Annotated in this window: 14 protein-coding genes; 7 read left to right on the top strand and 7 right to left on the bottom strand. The window is 72.8% G+C overall.

The window, feature by feature from the left end:
• Positions 1-56: 56 nt before the first annotated feature.
• Positions 57-1,094, bottom strand: coding sequence for a helix-turn-helix transcriptional regulator (locus OG199_RS38200; protein ID WP_405833440.1), 1,038 nt, complete (start codon positions 1,092-1,094; stop codon positions 57-59).
• Between the two features lie 101 nt (positions 1,095-1,195).
• On the opposite strand from OG199_RS38200, the gene OG199_RS38195 reads away from it, so the two are divergent.
• From OG199_RS38195 to OG199_RS38180, 4 genes are all read left to right on the top strand, one after another.
• Positions 1,196-1,774 (top strand): DinB family protein, encoded by a 579-nt coding sequence (locus OG199_RS38195; RefSeq protein ID WP_401802492.1) that lies wholly within the window; start codon positions 1,196-1,198, stop codon positions 1,772-1,774.
• A 272-nt stretch (positions 1,775-2,046) separates the two neighbouring features.
• A complete protein-coding gene (locus tag OG199_RS38190; RefSeq protein WP_356797887.1) occupies positions 2,047-3,147 on the top strand; it encodes a winged helix DNA-binding domain-containing protein in 1,101 nt (366 codons plus the stop codon).
• 346 nt (positions 3,148-3,493) lie between these two features.
• Positions 3,494-4,375, top strand: a complete 882-nt coding sequence (hchA, locus tag OG199_RS38185; RefSeq protein WP_405833437.1) for a glyoxalase III HchA — start codon at positions 3,494-3,496, stop codon at positions 4,373-4,375.
• Positions 4,376-4,506: 131 nt separating this feature from the next.
• Entirely contained in the window at positions 4,507-5,193 is a 687-nt protein-coding gene (locus OG199_RS38180) for an SDR family oxidoreductase (protein WP_405833435.1), read from the top strand.
• Positions 5,194-5,353: 160 nt separating this feature from the next.
• On the opposite strand, the gene OG199_RS38175 is transcribed toward OG199_RS38180, so the two are convergent.
• The 4 genes from OG199_RS38175 to lanKC all read right to left on the bottom strand — a co-directional run bounded on the left by OG199_RS38175 (position 5,354) and on the right by lanKC (position 12,360).
• A complete protein-coding gene (locus OG199_RS38175; protein ID WP_405833433.1) occupies positions 5,354-7,339 on the bottom strand; it encodes an ATP-binding cassette domain-containing protein in 1,986 nt (661 codons plus the stop codon).
• Between the two features lie 106 nt (positions 7,340-7,445).
• Positions 7,446-9,290 carry an ABC transporter transmembrane domain-containing protein gene (locus OG199_RS38170; protein ID WP_405833431.1) on the bottom strand — a complete coding sequence of 615 codons (1,845 nt, stop codon included), beginning with the start codon at positions 9,288-9,290 and terminating at the stop codon, positions 7,446-7,448.
• A gap of 103 nt (positions 9,291-9,393) precedes the next feature.
• Positions 9,394-9,519, bottom strand: coding sequence for a SapB/AmfS family lanthipeptide (locus OG199_RS38165; RefSeq protein WP_148014162.1), 126 nt, complete (start codon positions 9,517-9,519; stop codon positions 9,394-9,396).
• A gap of 225 nt (positions 9,520-9,744) precedes the next feature.
• Positions 9,745-12,360 carry a class III lanthionine synthetase LanKC gene (gene lanKC / locus OG199_RS38160; RefSeq protein ID WP_405833429.1) on the bottom strand — a complete coding sequence of 872 codons (2,616 nt, stop codon included), beginning with the start codon at positions 12,358-12,360 and terminating at the stop codon, positions 9,745-9,747.
• A 1,025-nt stretch (positions 12,361-13,385) separates the two neighbouring features.
• On the opposite strand from lanKC, the gene OG199_RS38155 reads away from it, so the two are divergent.
• Positions 13,386-15,854, top strand: a complete 2,469-nt coding sequence (locus tag OG199_RS38155) for a lamin tail domain-containing protein (protein ID WP_405834797.1) — start codon at positions 13,386-13,388, stop codon at positions 15,852-15,854.
• Between the two features lie 97 nt (positions 15,855-15,951).
• Here the strand turns inward: OG199_RS38155 and OG199_RS38150 are convergent, their stop codons facing one another.
• A complete protein-coding gene (locus OG199_RS38150) occupies positions 15,952-17,082 on the bottom strand; it encodes a metallophosphoesterase (RefSeq protein WP_356800152.1) in 1,131 nt (376 codons plus the stop codon).
• A 321-nt stretch (positions 17,083-17,403) separates the two neighbouring features.
• Positions 17,404-17,958 (bottom strand): heme-binding protein, encoded by a 555-nt coding sequence (locus tag OG199_RS38145; protein WP_356800093.1) that lies wholly within the window; start codon positions 17,956-17,958, stop codon positions 17,404-17,406.
• A 211-nt stretch (positions 17,959-18,169) separates the two neighbouring features.
• Between OG199_RS38145 and OG199_RS38140 the strand changes: the two genes are divergently transcribed.
• The gene (locus tag OG199_RS38140) at positions 18,170-19,546 is read left to right on the top strand and encodes a sensor histidine kinase (RefSeq protein WP_405833427.1); all 1,377 of its coding nucleotides are present in this window, start codon (positions 18,170-18,172) and stop codon (positions 19,544-19,546) included.
• Positions 19,543-20,193, top strand: a complete 651-nt coding sequence (locus OG199_RS38135; RefSeq protein ID WP_356800097.1) for a response regulator transcription factor — start codon at positions 19,543-19,545, stop codon at positions 20,191-20,193. The genes OG199_RS38140 and OG199_RS38135 overlap by 4 nt, the downstream gene beginning before the upstream one ends.
• Positions 20,194-20,206 lie beyond the last annotated feature (13 nt).

Raw genomic sequence — 20,206 nt, 5'->3', positions numbered from 1 at the left:
TGACATGGGCCGGCGTCGCGCCGCTCCTTGTGCGCGTCGGTCGCTGTTCGCGTCGGTCACCGGCCGGTCGGCGGCTGGGCGGCGCCGGGGGAACCGTTCGTCGCGGCGGCGGCACAGCGGCGGCCCAGGAGCGCGAAGGCGTCCCTGAGCTCGTCCGGCCCGATGACCTGGATGTCGGCGTCGAACCTGCCGAGGGTGGCGGCCAGTCCGGGCCATGACCACGCGCCCAGGACGAGCCGGCAGCGGTCGGGGCCGAGTTCCTCGACGACTCCGTCACGGGTGTAGGTGGACACGACGGACGCGGGCAGGTCGAGGACCACCTCGCCGGTGCAGGGCCGGCGGCCGGAGCCGTCGGAGCCGTCGGAGCCCTGGAAGCGGCCGGCGACGAAGGCGCCCACCTCCCCTCCGGGCAGTTCACGCGGGGTGAACCGGGGCCCCGTGGGTGTGCGCGGGCTGATCCGGTCGACGCGGAAGGTACGCCAGTCGTCGCGGTCGAGGTCCCAGGCGACGAGGTACCAGCGTCCGCCCCAGGTGACGAGGTGGTGGGGCTCCGCCCGGCGCGGCCCGGCCGCACCGGAGTCGGCCCCGGCAGCTCCCGGTGCAAAAGCGCGGGTGTAGTCGAAGCGCAGCACCTCGCAGCCCTGGACGGCCGCGCCGAGCGTCCCGAGCACCCGGGCGTCGACCCCTGTGTCCGGCCCGGAGCCGGCAGGCTCGACGGCGGTGACCCGGAGGGCGTCGACGCGATGCCGCAGCCGTGCGGGCATGACCTGCCGGACGGTGTTCAGAGCGCGCGCCGCGGCCTCCTCGACACCGGCACCGGTCGTGCCGACGGTCTGGAGCGCGACGGCGAGGGCGACGGCCTGGTCGTCGTCGAACAGCAGCGGCGGCAGCTCCGTACCGGCGTCGAGGCGGTAGCCCCCGTCCGGGCCTTTCGCGGCCGCCACAGGGTAACCGAGCTCGCGCAGGCGGTCGACGTCGCGACGCACGGTGCGCGCACTGACCTCCAGCCGCTCGGCCAGCAACCGCCCCGGCCAGTCGCGGCGTGCCTGAAGCAGGGACAGCAGGGTCAGCAGGCGCGCTGAGGTCGTCGGCATGACGTTCATGCTGCCGCGAGTAGAGGACACGACCTGACCGCTTCCCCTGCGACTGTGGTCCTGTGCCAGACAACGAGAACGACCGGAAGGACCAGATCACCGTGACCGTCACGACCGCCCCCTCCTCAACCCTCGACGGCGAGCGGGCCGACCTGCTCGCCGAACTCGCGACCGTGCGCGCCGCCTTGACGAACACGACGCGTGGTCTCGACGACGGGCAGGCAGGCGAGCGGCCGACGGTCAGCGCGCTGTGCCTGGGCGGCCTGATCAAGCACGTCGCGTCCATCGAGGACGCGTGGATGCGGTTCGCGGTCGAGGGCCCCTCGGCGATGCGTCACGACCTGCCCGAGGGTGTCACTTGGGCCGATCTCGCGGCCGGAACCGCTCGTGAGTTCCCGCAGTGGGCGATCGACCACCAGAACAACTTCCTGATGCTGCCCGGCGAGACGCTGGCCGGGATCGTCCGGGGCTACGAGCAGGTCGCCGCCCGGACCGAGCGCACCGTCGCCGCCGTGCCCGACCTGTCGGCGGCACACCCGCTGCCGGAGGCGCCCTGGCACGAGCCGGGAGCGGTGCGGAGTGTGCGCCGCGTACTGATGCACGTCATCGCGGAGACCGCCCAGCACGCCGGGCACGCGGACATCCTGCGCGAGACCCTCGACGGACAGAAGTCGACCTGACCAGCGCGGGATTCCCGCCGGACGGGCCGTCGCCCTGACCGGCGCCGCGGATCGCACGACCCGGTGACAGGGCCCGCGGCCGCGCCGGTGACAACCGTCACCGGCGCGGTTCCGGTGGCCTCGCCGCGGGCCGGACCCGCACGTACGGTGTCCGGCCGGCCCACCACCCGGACGGACCGCCCGCGTCCGGGCCGACCGGCGAAGTCCGAGCCGACCGCCCGTGTCCGGCACCCCCCGACGCACGAAACACCCACGGAACCGAAGGAGCGCCGATGACCGTGCTCGACAGCCGGGCGCTCAACCGGGCAGCACTCGCCCGGCAGTTGCTGCTGGATCGCGCCGACGTGCCGGTCCTCGACGCCGTCGCGCATCTCTGCGGACTTCAGGCGCAGGAACCGCAGGAGCCCTTCGTCGGACTCTGGTCCCGGCTACGGGCGTTCGACCCGGCGGTGCTCTCGGACCTGTTGGTCCGGCGGAGTGTGGTGCGGACCCACCTCATGCGCCGTACCGTCCACCTCGTCACCGCCGACGACGTCCTGGCCTGGCGGGGCCGCCACGACGCCATGCTGCGGCAGCGGGTCCTAGGGAACTACCGCCGCGAACTCGGCGGCACGGACCTCGACGAACTCGCCGCCGCGGGGCGGGCGGTGATGGCCGACGGCGAGCCCCGGTCGATGACCGAACTCGCGCGGACGCTCGCCGGACGCTGGCCGGAACCGGGGCCGCGGGCGCTGGGCGAAATGCTGGTCGCCGCGCTCGTCCCGATGGCTCAGTTGCCGCCGCGCGGGCTGTGGCGGATTAAGGCGGGCGTGCGCAACCTCCCGCTCTCCTCCTGGCTGGGCCGGGAGATCGACCCGCCCGCCGACGACGGCGCCGATCCGGTCGGCCAGACACTGGTACGCCGTTATCTGGCCGCCTTCGGTCCCGCGGCCTCGGCCGATCTGCGCGCCTGGTGCGGTCTGGCCGGGCTGCCCGCCGCGGTGGCCGCGATCCGCGAGGAACTGGTCGCCTTCCGCGACGAGCGCGGCCGGGAACTGCTGGATCTCCCCGGTGCTCCCCGCCCCGACCCCGGCACACCCGCCCCGGTGCGGTTCCTGCCGGCGTTCGACAACGCGATCCTCGGCTACCACGACCGCGGCCGGATCATCGACGACGCCCACCGCGGTCTGTCGGTCGCCGGTGAGCGTGTCGTGCTGGTCGACGGGCGAGTCGCCGCGACCTGGACCCTCGGCGCCGGCACCGTGGTCGTCACCCCGCTGCGCCGTCTCTCCCGCGCCGACCGTGCCGACGTCGCCGAGGAGGGACGCGAGCTGGCTCTGTTCCTCTCCGAGAACGACAGCGATCGCGTACGGGTCGCCGCGTCGCCGGACTGAGCGGGGGAGCGACCGAGGGAACAGTTCAGGGAAATGGACAATCAACTTCGGTATTCGACTTCGGATTCAGCCTCGGCTTTCGCTTCGGCTTTCACTCGGGCTTTCGCTTCGGCTTCCCTTCGGCTTCACTTCGGCTTCTCTTCGACCACGGGGAGCCCGTCGCCCTCACCCGCGCCATTCGGCGAGAGCGCTCCCCTTGCGGGTTGTCGCCGTCCACGACCTGCCGGGACGACCCGGTCGCAGTAGCATGGGCTCAATCAACGCGAAGTCGCAGCCACGCCACTTTCTCCGGTCGTGCACCCAATTCGTAGCCACCGACGAGCCGGGCAGGAAAGAAGGTGTTCGCATGTCTCACGCCGCAGGCGATCTGAGCAGGGATCCCACACCGGATCCGGCGGAGGAAAACGCGTTCTTCCCTTCACCTTATTCACTGAGCAAGTACACCTCACCGAAGACCGATTTCGATGGAGTGCAGCACAAGGGCGCCTACACCGGGGGAAAGTGGAAGGTGCTCGTGATTGCGGCCGAGGAACGCTACGTACTGGTGGAGAACGGGAGGATGTTCTCCACCGGAAACCACCCGGTCGAGATGCTGCTCCCCCTTCACCACCTGATGGAAGCAGGCTTCGGCGTCGATGTCGCCACGGTGGAGGGCTACCCCGCGAAGCTCGAACTGTGGGCCATGCCGCGTCGGGACGAAGCCGTCATGGCCACGTACGAGGCTCTGAAACCGCAGCTCAAGCAGCCCAGGCGGCTCTCCGAGGTCATCGCCCACGGTCTCGGGGACGACTCGGACTACCTCGCGGTGTTCATCCCGGGCGGGCACGGGGCGGTGGTCGGCCTGCCGACGAGCGAGCCGGTGGGGCGCACGCTCGACTGGGCCCTGGCCAACGACAGGTTCGTGATCACCTTGTGCCACGGCCCGGCCGCCCTGCTCGCCGCCTCACTGGGCAAGGACGAGTCGCCGTTCAAGGGGTATTCGGTCTGCGTCTTCCCCGACGCGCTCGACGAGGGGCCGAATGTCGAGATCGGCTATCTTCCCGGCCGCCTGCCGTGGCTCGTCGCCGATCTCCTGAGCGTGCAGGGCCTGAAGATCGTCAACGACGACATGACCGGCCGGACCCACCGGGACCGGAAGCTCCTCACGGGCGACAGCCCGCTCGCCGCCCACCGCCTCGGTCTTCTCGCGGCGGACGCCCTGGTCGGAGCGGCCCGGTCCGCCGCCTGACACCTCGGCCGCGGATCACCGGACCCGGGGACGTCGAACAAGGCGTTCACATACCGGACCGCGGCCGGAACGGCACTCGACATGGCATGAAATCGCTTCTTACAAAGGGAAGTTATGGGAAACATGAGTTTATGAGCGTTCATTTCATTACCGGCGCCAATTCGGGGATCGGGGCGGCGGTGGCTCGGCTGCTGGCCGCGCGGGGGGAGGATCTGTGGCTGCTGGCCAGGGACCCGGACCGGGCGGCGGCCCTGCGTGCCGCCTTCCCCGGCAGCCGCAACCTGGTGGCCGATCTCGCCGTGCCGGGAGAACTCGCGGCCGCACTCGAACTCCAGGGAATGCCCGAGCAATTGGACTCGCTGCTGCACGTCGCCGGTGTCCTGGAGCCCGGCACGGTGGGCCAGTTGGGAGCCGGACCGTGGCAGGAGATCTGCGCGGTGAACCTGCTGGCACCCGCCGAGCTGACCCGGCTGTTGCTCCCGGCGCTGCGCACCCGGCGAGGACACGTGGTGTTCCTCAACTCCGGTGCGGGCCTGCACGCTCCACCGGGACTGGCCGCGTACGCGGCGTCGAAGTTCGCCCTCAAGGCACTCGCCGAGTCGCTCCGCGCGGAGGAGTACCAGCACGGTGTGCGCGTGACATCCGTCTACCCCGGCGAGGTCGACACACCGATGCAGGCCGAACTGCACGCCCGGCTCGGCATCGCCTACGACCCCGCCACCTGTCTCACCGTGGATTCCGTCGCCCGGGTGGTGGCAGGCGCGTTGGACCTGTCGCGGGACGGGACGGTGAGCGATCTGATGCTCCGTCCCGGCTGAGCGCACGGAGGCGGGCGGGCGGCCCGGGTACCGGGTCCGCCCGCGCGGCCGCACTCATTGCCCCCGTCGCGCCCGTCGCGCCCGTCGCGCCTGCCGCGCCTGTGGCGCCTGTGGCGCCTGCCGGGCGCCTGCCGTGCCGGGCGGCTGTCGGCGGGTGCGGTCAGTCCGTGGAGTCGTGGTCCGCTCCGTGGCCGCCGACCAGTGCCCGGTATCCGGGCGCGGTGGACAGCAGCTCCCTGTGGGTCCCCACCAGGGCCCGGTCTCCGTCGAGGAACAGGACACGGTCGGCGCGACGTGCCGGACCGGGCCGGTGGGTGATGGTGACGACCGTGCCGGGACGGATGCGAAAGGCCTCTTCCACGTGCAGCTCCGCCTGGGCGTCCAGGTGGCGGGTGGCCTCGTCGAGGATGACCAGCCGGGCCCGCGAGAGGTGAGCGCGGACCAGGGCGATGATCTGACGCTCCCCCGCGGACAGCGCGGCCGGATCGACCGTGGCCTCCAGACCGCCGAGGCGCTCCACCAAAGATGCCGCGCCGACGGCCCGTACGGCGGACACGACGTCCCGCTCCCCCGCGCACGGACGCAGCCATCGCAGGTTCTCCCGAAGCTCGCCCGCGAACACATAGGCGTCCTGCGGCAACAGGACGCGGACGCGCGCCAGTTCCCGGGGGGTGAGCCGGCCCGCTGCCGTGCCGCCGAGCAGGACGTGCCCCCGGTCCGGCGGAACGTCGCCCGCCAGTACGTCGGCGAGGGTGGACTTGCCGACCCCGGAAGGGCCGACCACGGCAAGGTGCTCCCCGTCGTGCAGGGTGAGGTCCAGGGCGTCGAAGACGGGGTCGGCGGCGGCTCCGTAGGAGTAGGAGATGCCGCGGAGGAGGACGGACCCGTCGGCGGGACGGTGACCGTGCTCGCCGTCCGACGCGGGAGCGGGGTCCCTCCGCCGTTTGGGGGGGAGCACGGCGTCCGGGGGCTCCACGCCTTCGTCGTGTGCGCATGCGTCGTGCGCGCCCTCTCGGTGTGCGGCGTCGTCGTGAACGGGCGGCGCGGCGTCGTCGTGAACGGGCCGCCCGCCGTTCGCCTCCCCGTGCTCCGCGCCGGCCGCCGGGTTCCATGGAACAGCCGCGTCCACGGAGGCGGGCGGCTGGGACGCGGCGTCGAGGCGCTCGGCGGCGACGGCGAGGCGCAGCCAGGACGATCCCACGCCCTGGACGAGCAGCCGCAGGGCCGGTTCCAGCGTCCCGGCGAGGTAGGCCAGCACGCCCATGACCTCCCCGGGGGTCAGCCCTCGGCGGACCAGGGCAGGGGCCGCCAGGACGACGAGCAGGAGTGGCAGGTGTGCCCCCAGGGCGACGAGGAGCCGTCGCAGGGCCGCGGTGACCGCCAGTGCGCGGTTCGCGCGGACGGCGGCGTCGACGGCGGCGAGCAGGTCCTGTTCGGCGGGCCCGCGGGCTCCGCAGGTGACGATGTCGCGCAGCGCGGTCAGGGTGTCGGCGCACAGGCGCGCCAGGTTCTCCTCGGCGGCGAACGCCTCACGCTGGCGCCGCATCGTGACCGGAGTGGACGCCGCGAACCCCGTCAGCGCGAGCAGCAGCGGTACGGCGATCAGCGGGGTGGCCGCCGGGGCGAGCATCGCTGTGCCGCCCAGCACGGCCACCGCCGTGAGGGCGAAGTGGGAGACGACGAGCAGTTGTCCGGCGGTGGCGTCACGAACTGCTTCCACCTGGCGGGTCAGTTGGGCCACGGCCGCCGCGGCGGACGCGTCCGGGCGACCTCGGGCCGCGACGCCCCGGTGCAGCAGGCCGGACACCAGTCGGCGTACCAGCCGGTCGCGCATCGGCTCGACGACGTGCGCGAGTTGAGGGTAGGTCTGCCGGGTCGCCCACGCGCCGATCAGCGCGGCCGCCGCGAACACGGTGAGCCAGCACGCGGCCTGGCCCGGCCGGTGGTCGAGGAAACCGCGGTCGACGGCCAGGGCCATCGCCTTGCCGGACACCAGGGCCGGCAGGGCCGACAGCAGGGTCCACGCGAGCAGCCGGAGAACCGCTGGGCGACTGTCGGTGAAGGCCGAGCGCAGCACCTCGGCGGCGGCGCGGGCGGGCCGCCGCGGCCGGCCTTCGGGAGCCGGGACGGCGACTTCGCGGGCCACTGGGGCTGCGAGGGTGACGGGGTCGGCGGGGGCGGGCGTCGGTGCGGTTCCCGGTGACGAGCGAGGGACGGGCGGGGTCGTGGCACGGACGGCCGGTGTCGTGTCGTCAGTCACCGGCGGAGGCCTTCACGGGAGCCGGCCGGGGGCCGGGCGTTCCGCCGTCGAGCACGTCGCGGTACGCGGCCAGGGGCCAGAGTTCGTCGTGGGCGGCGACGGTGTGGACGCGGCCCTCGTGGAGCCAGGCGACCCTGTCGGCCGCGGCGGCCACCGTGGCGCGCCGGGTGATGTGCAGGACGGTGCGTCCGGCCGTCTCCTCGCGCAGGGCGTGCAGCGCCGCGGCTTCGGTGGCGCCGTCCAGGCCGCAGGTCGCGTCGTCCAGGACGATCAGGCGGCTGTCGCGGGCGAGCGCTCTGGCCAGGCCGAGGCGTTGTCGTTCTCCGCCGGACAGGACGAGGGAGGCCATCGGCGTGCGGTAGCCGTCCGGCAGCCGGCGGACGAAGGTGTCGGCCTGCGCGGCCCGTGCGGCTCCGCGCAGCCGCGCCGGCGGCAGCGGCATCGGGCCGAGGCCGAGCGCGTCCTGGACCGTGGCGCCGGTCAGCACCGGGTCGGCGAAGGCGCAGGAGATCGCGGTGGGCAGTTCGTCGGGGTGGATCGCCGTCAGGGGGACGCCGTCGAGGGTGACGGTGCCCTCGTCGGGTTCGGTCAGGCCCACGGCGAGCGCGGCCACCAGCGAGGTCGCCGAGTCGGGGGTGCCCACGAGGGCGGTCCAGGAGCCGTCGGGCACCGTCAGGTCCAGCCCGTCCAGGGCGACGACACCCTGACGGCGTACGACGACGCCTCGCAGTTCCAGACGGCCCGGACCGGCGGGCAGCGGACGGGCGGTGACCCTGCGGACCGGCAGGGTGAGTACGTCGGTGAGCCGGGCGGCGCCCGCTCGGGCCTGGGCCACGTCGAGGAGGCTCTGTGCGGTACCGAGGCCGCTGAGGCCGATGCCGGTGTATCCGAGGGCCGCCAGCAGATCACCGACCTCGAGCCGGCCCGCTGCGACCTGTGTCCCCGCGACGGCCAGGACCGTGAGCTGGGTGGCCGGGGCGAGCAGGCCGGTGCACCACGCGGTACGGCGCTGGGTGTCCCACAGTTCGTGTCCCAGTCTCGACAGGTGCGGCAGGGGACGCAGCACGCGCTCGATCTCCCGGGTGACGGTGGCCGAGGCGGCGATGCTGCGACTGCCGCTCAGCGCGTCGAGCAGTCCGGACGCCAGTTGCGCCTGGGTCCGCTGGTATCCGTCGCCCGCGTGGGTGGTGCGGCGCAGTTGGCGGCGGATCACCGCGTAGCCGGTGGGCGCGGTGGCCAGGAACGCCAGGGACAGCAGCGGGGAGAGCAGGGTCAGGGCGACGACGGCGACGACGGCCATGAGCAGTTGCGCGGCCGAATAGACCAGGGCGGGCGCGGCCAGTGCGGCCTGCGGTGCGCTGGCGGTCAGCCGGGCGACGAGGTCGCCGACCGGCATTCGGGCGACGGCGGCGGGGCCCGCGGCCAGCATGCGGCGGATCGCCCTGGTGCGGATGCGGGCCGCCGCGTCGGCGCTGGAGCGCGGGGCGGCGTACTGGGCCGCGGCCTCGGCGGCTGTCAACAGGACGAGCAGGGCGATGAGTTGGCGGCCGTCGGCTGTTCCGGCCCCGGCCAGCGCCTGGTTGACGGTGCGGGCCAGCAGGGCGGGCAGCAGCAGGGTCGCGGTGGTACTCGCGGCCACGGCCAGGGCCAGGACCACTGCCCAGCGTCCGCCCGCGGCCGGCAGCAACAGGCGTGGAGGCCGGGTCACTTCGGGCCGGTCACCGTCACCTGGCCCGGTGTCGTCGCCGGTGGGGGGAACCGGTCGTGCGGGGGGCCGGTCCGGCGAGCCGGTCGGGGCGGGCTGCGGCGGAGCGGCGTCGGTTCGGTCGCTGTGCATGAAGCCCTCCGGGGGAAAGTGGCCGGTCCGGGCGGCCGAAGCCGCCCGGACCGGTTCGTCGGGGGGTGCCGGCCGCGCCGACGTGGCGCGGCCGGCGGGTGGATCAGAGGCAGAGCAGCGTGCTCACGGTGCTGTTGGTGCAGTTGACGGCGCTCAGGGAGCTGAGAACGGAGCGGTACTCGAGGATTTCCTCGGGGGTCTCCAGGGCCTGCAGGCTGAGGATGGACATGATGGTCCCCTTCCGGGTGGTGGTGGGTGCTTCCGGCGGTCTGCCGGAACTCTGTGGGCGGCCTGTTTCCCGGGCCGCGGGCGGGATGCGCCGGCGCGCTGTCGGTGCCGTGTCCGCCGGTGCCGTGTCAGTCGTCGGGTGCCAGTCGGTCGAAGTCGGCCGTCCGGTACCAGTCGGTCGGTATCGGCCGGTCGAAGTCGGCCGATCGACACCGTCCGGCCGGAGTCACCCGGTCGGTGTCGGGAGCGCGCCGGCCGGTGGGTGCCGGCGGGCGGAGTCGGCCTCGGGAGCGACGAGTTCGGCCGGCTGGGTGGGAACGGTCAGGAAGGGCAGCGTCGGGGTCCCCGCGTACACCGCGCCGAGGGCGGTCATCACACCCGCGTTCCCCGTGGCCAGGTCCATGGACAGACGCAGCAACTGCTCCCCGGGAAAAGCCGGATGGCCCTCGTACGGAACGACGTGCCACAGCAGTCGGCGTACGTGCCGCCGGATCACCTCGGCGCGCTCCGCGGTGTCGGGGTCCAGCAGCGCCTGCAGCGCGATCAGTCCGGCGCGACCGTTGAACAGTCCGGGCTGGACGATGAACTCCGGTACGGCGGCACGGGCGATGCGTTCCAGTTGATCCGCGAGCCGGGCGTCGGGCCGGTGTTTCAGATGGGCCTGCAGCACCGCGGCGATGCCCGCGCTGCCGGACTCCAGATAGGGCAGGACGCGGATGCCGTCGTCGACCTGGAGGGTGCCGTCCTCGGCCACCACGCACCGGGCGAGATCGTGCTCCAAGGCGCGGCCCGCCAGATCGAGCAGGTTGCTGTCGGCCGAGACCTGGTGCAGGTGCAGCAACAGCAGCGCGGTTCCGCTGGCACCGTGGACGAGGCCGGTCCTCGATCCGTCCGGGGGCGCCGCCCGGTCGAGGCGCAGTCCGGCGGCGGCCCGCTCGGCGGCCTCGACCGCGGCGCCGTACAGGGTCCGGTCCCCGGTGGTCCGGGCGAAGGAGAGCAGACACAGCCCGATGCCGGCCAGGCCGCCCAGCAGATCCGGGCCGTATCCCTCGGAATCGTCCTTCATCAGACGGTCGAGCAGGTCCATGGCCTGTTGCCGGTGTCCGAGCAGGTCGAGCACGTAGGCCACGCCATGTCCTCCGACCAGCAGACCGGGCCGCAGCGGCTGGCGGTCGACCGCCTTGAGCAGCCAGCCCACATGTGCGGGATCCACCCGGGCACCGGTCGCATGACAGGCCCACAGCACACCCGCCGCGCCGTATGCCAGTCCCAGGCCGTCGTGGGTGAACTGGCTCGGGTCGCCGGGGAAGAGTCTGTCGGTGCGGTGCGGGGTGGCGCTGGCCGATATCGCCGCGGCCAGTTCGTCGCGCAGGCGGGGCCACGCGGCCGGCTCGCCGCTGAACAGCTCACCGAACTCCTCGGGCGGAACCGAACGGTGCGGGGTCGCGGGGCGGCCGGCGGGCTCCGGCGGTTCCGCCGAGGGCAGTGCGAACCTCTCCCGCGCGGCGGCCCGGAGCGTGTCGCCCTTGTGCGGACTCAGTACCGTCAGAGGCAGCAGCGGCATGAAGATCCACAGCCGCAGGGCGGCCAGGGCGTGCTCGTCGACGGCGAACCCGGTCAGCTCGGGCGGCGCGGCGAAACCCGCTGCGCCCAGTGCGGGCCGGACGAACGCGTCGGCGGGCGAGGAGAGTTCGAAGTCCACGAACACCACCCGGCCGTCCGGCCGCACGATCAGGTTCCGGGGGTGCAGATCACCGAAGACGATGCCGCGCTCGTGGATCGAGCGCAGGCCCTCCTCGATGCTGTCGAGGATGCGCAGGGCCTTCACGCGGTACTCGGCTGTGTCCGCGTCGGTCACCTCGGGGTGGACCAAGGGGTAGTTGCGGCCGAACCAGCGGTGCAACGGCTCGCCCTCGACGTACTCCTGCACCAGGAAGTGGTGTTCCCAGGCGGTGAGTCGGCCCAGCACCGCCGGCACGGTGTCCAGGCCGGCCAGCCGGCTGAGCGTCTCGTGCTCCAGGTCCAGGCGGGTGACCGCGTCATCGCCCCGCTGGTCGAGGCCGGCGTGCGGTCTGGCCTCCTTCAGCACCACCTGCCGACCGTCCGCCGTCCGACGGGCCAAGTAGATGCCGCCGCCGTTGGAGAAGTGCAGGGCGCTTTCGACCGTGTAGGGAAAGTCGTCGACGCTCGCCTGGGCCGCGGCGGCGAGCGTCTCGGCGAGTACCGCCGGAACCGGCGCCCAGGACGGGACCTCGAAGACGGCGGCGCGGACGTCCGGGCGCAGCTTCCCCGACGGCTCACGGAAGGCGAGAACGAGCTCACCGGTCTCGGAACGGCAGAACCGCTCGACGAAACCGCCGTAGCGTAAGTACAGAGGTCCCTTGCGCCAGCGCAGGTCGCTCAGAATGTAGGGTCCGGGCGCGCCGTCGAGCGCGGCGTCCAGGGTGCTCAGACAGTGCTCGAGTGCCGCGTCGTCGCGTGGGTAGAGCGTGAGGAATTTCCCGCTGGAGGCGCGGGCCGCGTACTTGGCGTTCTGCGCCTGCACGAGTCCGGGACTGCGCAGGAACTTGAAGGCGACGCCGTTGTCGAAGCAGTACCGCCGGACCACTTCGAGGACGTGCGGGGCGTTGTCGAGGCGGGCCGCGACATGAATCTTCCAGCCCTGTTCGGGCAGTTCGGGCGTCACGGGCTGGAAGCCCACCCACACTTCCCGGGTGCTGCGCACCCAACCGGTGGGCGCGGCCTCGGTGGCGGCCGGGAATTCCTCCCGCGCCGCCCACTGCACGGGTGAGTCGTAGAACAGTCGGTCGGCGTAGGAATACGCCTCGTAACGCATGTCCATTCGAACCCTCCCATGATCACGGCCGAATACAGCAGCAACACGTGCCCCGGCGAAACCGGCACGCGACGACGGACGACCGCACAGGAAGGCCGATCCCCCGACAGGCCACAATCCCCTCAACAACCTTGGGGAATAAGGCCCTTGCGCTTGTCGGGGATGTCATGACCCCGACGCCATCAAGGTAGGGTCCGGCCGTCACCTCGCATCAGAGCGCGTTCACGGCGCATCCACGTACAGAACGCCGTGTACTGCCGAACAGCGCACGCCCGGCCGGCCGACACGCGCCCTCCACCTGTTCCGCAAAAAGAAACACACCCACACGTCATACCCACGCTCTTCACAGCACGCCCATGGCAGCTCATAATTCCAGCCGACTTTCCGATTCTTCGGTACGCGCGTCGCGGAGTGTTCGACGACCGCGGACACGAATGGAGTAACCGCTCGGCGGATGACGCCCCTGGAAACGGACGCCCGGCAAGAACGCGGCCATTGCCGCTCTCGCGGGGCACCGGCGGCTCTGACCTCCACTGTCAGCGGCGCTCCTGTGTCCGCACGGGAATCCGACCCCCGGCGGATTCGCCTCGTCGGGTGTCACGCCCTTCATGGCCGCGCACCGTCCCGGTTCGAACGCCGTCCCGTACCCGCGCGCTTCACATCCGTCGTCGGGCTTGACCCGGACCCGATCGCGCCATCCGCCCTCACGGCTCAGCCATGGCGGTCACGGGCGGACGTGGAAAGTCCGCCCGTCCCGGACAGCAGCGCCCTCCCGCACACAACTGCGCCCCCACGCCGGGCCGGTCGGCGGTGAGGCACGACAACTCCCCCGCGGTACCCAGTCCTCAACGGCCACCCGGGTGCGACGCGAGACGGAAAGTCAGCCACTGGACCCACAGATTTAACGACACACCCCTTGATACGCCCATTTCTACGCGCGTAACCTCAGCCGATCGCAAGGTCCGAGCCTGTCCGACCGCACCTCACGCGCCGTTCGTCCGGCGGACGTTGAAGGAGTCACCCCCGTGCCGATGCACAGACCCAGCGCAGTGCGCGTAGCCGGCGCCGCGTTCGTGGCCGCGACCGCCACGGCGGCCGTCGTCATGGCGCCGCTGCCCGCCGCCTTTGCCACGCCGTCCACGAGTGTCGTGATCTCGGAGGCGTACGGCGGCGGCGGCAACTCCGGCGCCACGCTCACGAACGACTTCGTCGAGCTGGCCAACCGCTCGACGACCGCGTACCCGCTCGACGGGTACAGCGTCCAGTACCTCCCGGCCTCCCCGTCCGCCGGCTCCCTCTGGCAGGTCACTCCCCTCACCGGCGCGCTCGCCCCCGGCGGCGACTACCTGGTCACCGAGGGCGCGGGCAGCGGTGGCAGCACCGCGCTGCCGACCGCCGACGCCGGCGGCAACATCGCGATGGCCGCGGCCAGTGGCACGGTCGCCCTGGTCAGGTCGACCACGGCACTGACCTGCAAGACGGCCGCCGACTGTGCCGGCGACCCCGCCGTCGTGGACCTCCTCGGCTACGGCACCGCCGTCGTCCGCGAGGGCACCGCCGCGCCGGTCGCGAGCAACACCACCTCCGTGTCCCGCACGGCCTCTCTCGCGGACACCGACGACAACTCCGCCGACTTCACCGCCGGTACACCCACCGCCACCAACAGCGCGGGCGAGACCGCGAACGGCGGCGGCACCGGTGGCGGTCCCGGCGGGCCCACCACTCCGGGGGCCTTCCGGATCCACGACATCCAGGGCACCACCCGCCTCTCGCCGCTCAAGGGCCAGAGTGTGGTGGGCGTCCCCGGCATCGTCACCGCCGTCCGCACCACGGGCAGCAAGGGCTACTGGATCCAGGACCCGACCCCGGACACCGACCCCGCCACCAGCGAGGGCCTGTTCGTCTACACCGGCTCCACCGCGCCCACCGTCTCCGTGGGCGACGCGGTCCTGGTCAGCGGCAAGGTCACGGAGTACTACCCGGGCACCGGCACCCAGTCGGTCACCGAGCTCGGCAGCCCGGTCTCCACCACCGTCTCCACCGGCAACGCCCTCCCGGACGCGGTCGCCCTGAACGACTCGACCGTCCCGGGCGCGTACACCCCCACCGCGAACGGTGGCAGCATCGAGGGCCTCCCCCTCCAACCGAGCGTCTACTCCCAGGACTTCTACGAGTCCATCGAAGGAATGCGCGCCTCGGTCCGCGACGCCCGGGTGACCGGCGCGACCAACTCGTACGGCGAGATGTTCGTGACCGCCAAGCCCCACGAGCGACCCACCAAGCGTGGCGGCACCCTCTACGGCGCCTACGACCAGCAGAACACCGGCCGCATCGAGATCGTCGCGGCCGACGGTTCCACCCCGACCCTCAACGTCGGCGACGAGCTGTCCGGCACCACCACCGGCCCGGTCGACTACGCCTCCTTCGGCGGCTATCTGCTCGCCCCCTCCGCCGCCACCACCGGCAGGGCCGTGGACAACGGTCTCAAGCAGGAGGTGACACGCAGGCAGAAGGGCAAGGAACTCGCCCTCGCCACCTACAACGTCGAGAACCTCGACCCGACGGACGGCGCCGACAAGTTCGCCCGCCTCGCCAAGGGCATCGTCACCAACCTCTCCTCCCCCGACATCGTCACCCTGGAGGAGATCCAGGACGACAACGGCGCCACCGACGACGGCACCGTCTCCGCCGAGGCCACGCTGACCAGGTTCACCGCCGCCATCACCGCGGCGGGCGGCCCGAAATACTCCTGGCGCTACGTCAACCCGGTCAACGACCAGGACGGCGGCGAGCCCGGCGGCAACATCCGCCAGGTGTTCCTCTTCAACCCCAAGCGGGTCTCCTTCGTCGACCGCCCGTCCGCCGGTGACGCCTCCACCACCGCCGTCTCCGTGGTCAGGGACAGGAGGAAGCACGAGGTCCGTCTCTCCGCCTCACCGGGCCGCATCGACCCCACGAGTGACGCGTGGGCCAACAGCCGCAAGCCTCTCGTCGGCGAGTTCAGGTTCCAGGGCGACACGGTGTTCGTCATCGCGAACCACTTCAACTCCAAGGGCGGCGACGACCCGATGCACGGCCGGTTCCAGGAGCCGACCCGCTCCTCGGAGACCCAGCGGAGGCTCCAGGCCGCGGAGGAGAACGCCTTCGTCGACTCCGTCCTCGCCGCCGACCCCAAGGCGCGGATCGTGGCCCTCGGCGACCTCAACGACTACGAGTTCTCCGACGCGGTCAAGACCCTCACCGACAACGGCGACGTCCTCACGGACCTCATCAACACCCTTCCGGTGAAGGAGCGTTACAGCTACGTCTTCGACGGCAACAGCCAGACCCTCGACCACATCCTGACCAGCCCCTCCATCACCCACTACGACTACGACGTCGTCCACATCAACGCGGAGTTCGCCGATCAGGCGAGCGACCACGACCCCCAGGTCGTCCGGATCGACGTGAACAACTGCGGCCGGACGGCCTATCACCCCAAGCCGGGCCGGGGGAAGTAACCGCGCGGCACCCTCGGGCCCTCCGTCCGGCGCGATCGCGCCGGACGGAGGGCCCGATCCGCCGCGGGTCGCGTGCGACCCGCGGCGGACCGTCAGCTCACCCCGGCGACCGGAGGACGAGCAGACTGATCTCGCTCGGTGCGAAGATCCGGAACGGCGGACCCCAGTAGCCCGCACCACGGCTGGTGTAGAGCTGGGTCCGTTCACCGTGCCGGCTGAGGCCCTGCACCACGGGCTGGTCCAGTCGCACCAGATAGTGGAACGGCCAGATCTGCCCGCCGTGGGTGTGGCCCGAGACCTGGAGGTCGACCCCGGCCGCCACCGCCTGGGCCACCTGCTTGGGCTGGTGGGCGACCAGGAGAACCGGCAGTTCGGTCGTGACGTCCGCGAGGGCGCGGGGGAGGTCGGCGCGGTGCCCGGCCAAGCCGGACGAGGCGGCCGTACGGTCGTCCACACCCGCGAGGACGAGTCGGTCGCCGCCGCGCTCGACGACGACATGACGGTTGTGCAGCGACTCCCAGCCGAGCCGGGCCATCTCGTCGAGCCAGCCCTGGGCCTCCCCGAGGTACTCGTGGTTGCCCGTGACATAGACCCTGGCCAGGCGCGAACGGACCCTCCCCAGGGGCGCGGCCTGCTCCCGGCGCTTGGCGATCGAGCCGTCGGCGATGTCGCCCGCGTGGCAGACGACGTCGGGTTCGAGGGCGTTGACCGCGTCCACGACCCGCGCCGACCAGCGGGCCCGGTCGATGGGCCCGTAGTGGGTGTCGGCCAGGACGACCACACGGGTCCCGTCCAGCCCCGGGCCCAGCCGCGGGAGGGTGACGTCGACCTGCCGGACCCGGGGCAGCCGCATGGCCTCGGTGTAGCCCCAGGCCAGCAGCACCGCCGCGACGACCGCGACGGCAACCGCCACGCTTCTGGCCACGCTCTGCCCGCCGACACCGGCGGCGCTCAGGCCGAGCCGCAGCACGCCTCCGAGGGCCGACCACGCGAAGAACACCCAGATCACACCGAGGATCGTGTCGCCCGTACGGGCCGCCGGGTCCGACTGCCGGCGGCCGTGGCCCAGGGCCATCATCACCGGGAACGCGACCAGCGCGGCCCCGAACAGGACGCCGCCGCCCAGCACGACCGGGAACGGCCACCCCGTGCCCGAGGCCAGCAGCACCCACCACGGCAGGAAGAACAGGGACACCAGCACGGCGAGGACGACGAGCCCGCCGAACAGCCGGCGCCAGGTCGCGGCGGAACGCCTGCCGGCGGATTCGCTCCCCGCGGGCTCCTTCCCGGCGGAGTCCTTTCCGGCGGAGTCCTTTCCGGTGGCTTCCACGGGTGGTGCCGAGGTGCCGAGGACCCCGCCCTCCTGTCCTGCCGCGGCCTCTGCCGACTGATCGTCCAGCACGGTCCCTACCCCCACATCCGCTGACGCCAAGGTGAACCGTTCCATCCTCGCACCGCGGCCGCCGGGGCCGCCGGGCCGGAGCGGGCCGGAGGCGTGGTTCCCCCTGCCGCGGAACCACGCCTCCTCACACCTCGACCCTCCGCGCGGTCAGCGGCTCAGCGCCGTCACGCCCGCGGCGGCGAACCTCTCGTCCAGGTCACCGGTGGGAGCGCCCGCGACGCCGATCCCGGCCACCGGGGCTCCCTTGACGTCGACGGGCACGCCGCCCGCGAGGAACAGCGTGCCCGGGATGTCCTTCAGGTGCGGTACCTGGGCCAGTCGCCCGGCGAGCTCGGAGGTGGGCGCGTTCCAGGAGACGGCCGTGTACGCCTTGCGCTGCGCGGACTCGTACGACTGCGGGCCCGCGCCGTCGCCGCGGAGGGTGACGACGGTGTTGCCGGCACGGTCGACGACCGCCACGGTGACCCGCTGGCCCTCCCGCTCGGCCGCGTCGAGGGCGGCCCGCGCGGCCTTGACGGCGGCGTCGACCGTGAGGTGGCTGGACGTGGTGACGGCGGTGCTCCTCACGTCCGCCGAGCGAGCCGCCCCGGCGGAGGCGGGCGCCGAGGCGTTCGCGGACACGGCACCGAACGTGCCGCCGGCGACGGCGACGACCGCGGCGCCACAGGTGGCCATGCGGGCACGGCGGGAGAGCTTCTTCATGAGGTCGACTCCTGATCGGGGAGGGCGGTTCGCTTCTTCCGCTCTCCAGCCTGGTGTCGCGCGGGGGCCGCCACGGTCGGCGTTCCGGCTGGTCACGGGCCGCCGACCGGCCGACGACGGGGTCAACCGATCGGATGACCCCGGGCGCTGCGGGACTGGCGACAATGGGAGAGGTCCGGGCGGACCGGCAGCGGTGGCGGAGGTGAACGCGATGGACACGGGCACGGACCGCCCGTACGACGGGGACGCCTCGGAGGTGCACCGGCGGCGCGGCACGAACACGGGCGAGGTGCGCGGCACGGACGTGAACGAGGTGCGCCGCACGGACGTGGACGAGGTGCGTGGCACGGACGTGAACCGGAGCGGCGGCACGGGCCCCCGTACGGTCCCCCCGCACGCCGCGGACAGGCGTCTGCTCGGCGCCGTGCTGCACACGGCGTTCTTCCTCCTGCTCGGCGGCGCCCTGGCGCGCTTCCTGCTGCACCATCCCGGCGAGGCCCGCACGCCGTGGATCATCACGCTCTCCGTGCTCCTGGCGCTCCTGCACGCCGTCCCACCCCGGAAAGCGGCGCCTGCCGACGGGCGCGGACGGCCCACCGGGCCGGGACTGGGCCGGCTCGCCGTGGTCGTCGTGGTGTGGATGGTCCTGGTGCTGCTCGCGCCCAGCTTCGCCTGGTGCGCCGTGCCGCTCTTCTACACGGGACTGCGCATCCTGCCGACCCGCGCCGCACTCGTCCTGGTCATGGTCCTGACGGTGTTCGTCGTGGCCGCGCAGCTCCGCCTCGCCGGCGGTTTCGACCCCAACCTGCTGCTCGCCCCACCCGCCGTCGCCGCGATCGCCACGGCCGTCTTCCTCCAGACGGAACGGCAGGCCGCACGCCAGCGGGCCCTCATCGACGACCTGGTCCGCACCCGCCGTGAACTGGCCGCGTCGGAACGCCGCGAAGGCACCCTCGCCGAGCGGCAGCGTCTGTCGATGGAGATCCACGACACGCTCGCCCAGGGACTGTCGAGCCAACAGATGCTGCTCCAGGCCGCCGACCGCGTCTGGGTGTCCGACCCGGCCAAGGCGCGCGCCCATGTGCGGACCGCCGAGTCCGTCACCGAGCACAGTCTCGACGAGGCCCGCCGCTTCGTGCGCGACCTGGCTCCGGCCGACCTGGCCCGCGGGGACGGCCTCGACGAGGCGCTGCGCACCCTGGCCGCGCGTGAGTCCGGCGAGCGGCTCACCGTACGTGTCCACGTCGACGACGAGGGCGGCCGCGCGCCCCGGCTGCCGGCGCGGGTCCGTTCCGCCCTGCTGCGTATCGCCCAGGGCGCGCTGGCCAACGTACGGGAGCCCTCCGGAGCCCGTACGGTCACGCTCACCCTCACGCTCCTGGACGACCAGGTCGTCCTCGACGTCGCCGACGACGGCCGCGGCTTCGCACCCGAGGGCCTGCCCGCGTCCCCGTCCGGTCTCCGTGGCCACGGCGTGCCCGCGATGCGGGCGCGAACGCGCGGACTCGGCGGCACCCTGGCCATCGAGTCCGCGCCGGGAGAAGGCGCCGTCCTGTCCGCCACGATCCCTCTGGAGCCGCCCCGATGAACGGTGCGACCGATGCGACCGGTGCCGTCCGCATCCTGCTGTGCGACGACCACGCCGTCGTACGGGCAGGCCTGCTCGCCCTGCTCGACAGCGCCTCCGGCATCGAGGTCGTCGGCGAGGCCGGTACGGGGGAGGAGGCGCTCGCCCTGAGCGCGAGACTCGGGCCGGACGTGGTCCTGATGGACCTTCAGCTGGGTGGCGGGATCGACGGCGTGGAGACCACCCGCCGTCTCACCGCCGCTCCCGGCGGGGGCCCGCGCGTGCTCGTCCTCACGACGTACGACACCGACGCCGACGTCACCCGCGCCATCGGGGCCGGGGCGACGGGCTATCTGCTGAAGGCCGAACGTCCGGAGGAACTGTTCGCCGCGATCCACGCCGCCGCCCAGGGCCGTACGACGCTCTCGGCGCCCGTCGCCAGCCGGGTGATGGCCAACCTGCGCAGCCCGCGCCCCACGCTCACCGACCGTGAGCGCGACATCCTCGCGCAGCTCGCCCAGGGCCTCGGCAACCGGGAGATCGCCAGGGCGCTGCACATCAGCGAGGCGACGGTGAAGACCCACCTGGGCCGGATCTACGACAAGCTGGGTGTCGACACGCGGGCCGGCGCGGTGGCGGTGGCGAAGGAACAACGCCTGCTGCCGTGAGGCGGGCGCGGTG

It is taken from the genome of Streptomyces sp. NBC_01176 (assembly GCF_045039825.1).
Classification (GTDB): domain Bacteria; phylum Actinomycetota; class Actinomycetes; order Streptomycetales; family Streptomycetaceae; genus Streptomyces.
The sequence above is the reverse complement of the archived record's forward strand: the minus strand, read 5'-3'. Positions and strand labels throughout refer to the sequence as shown.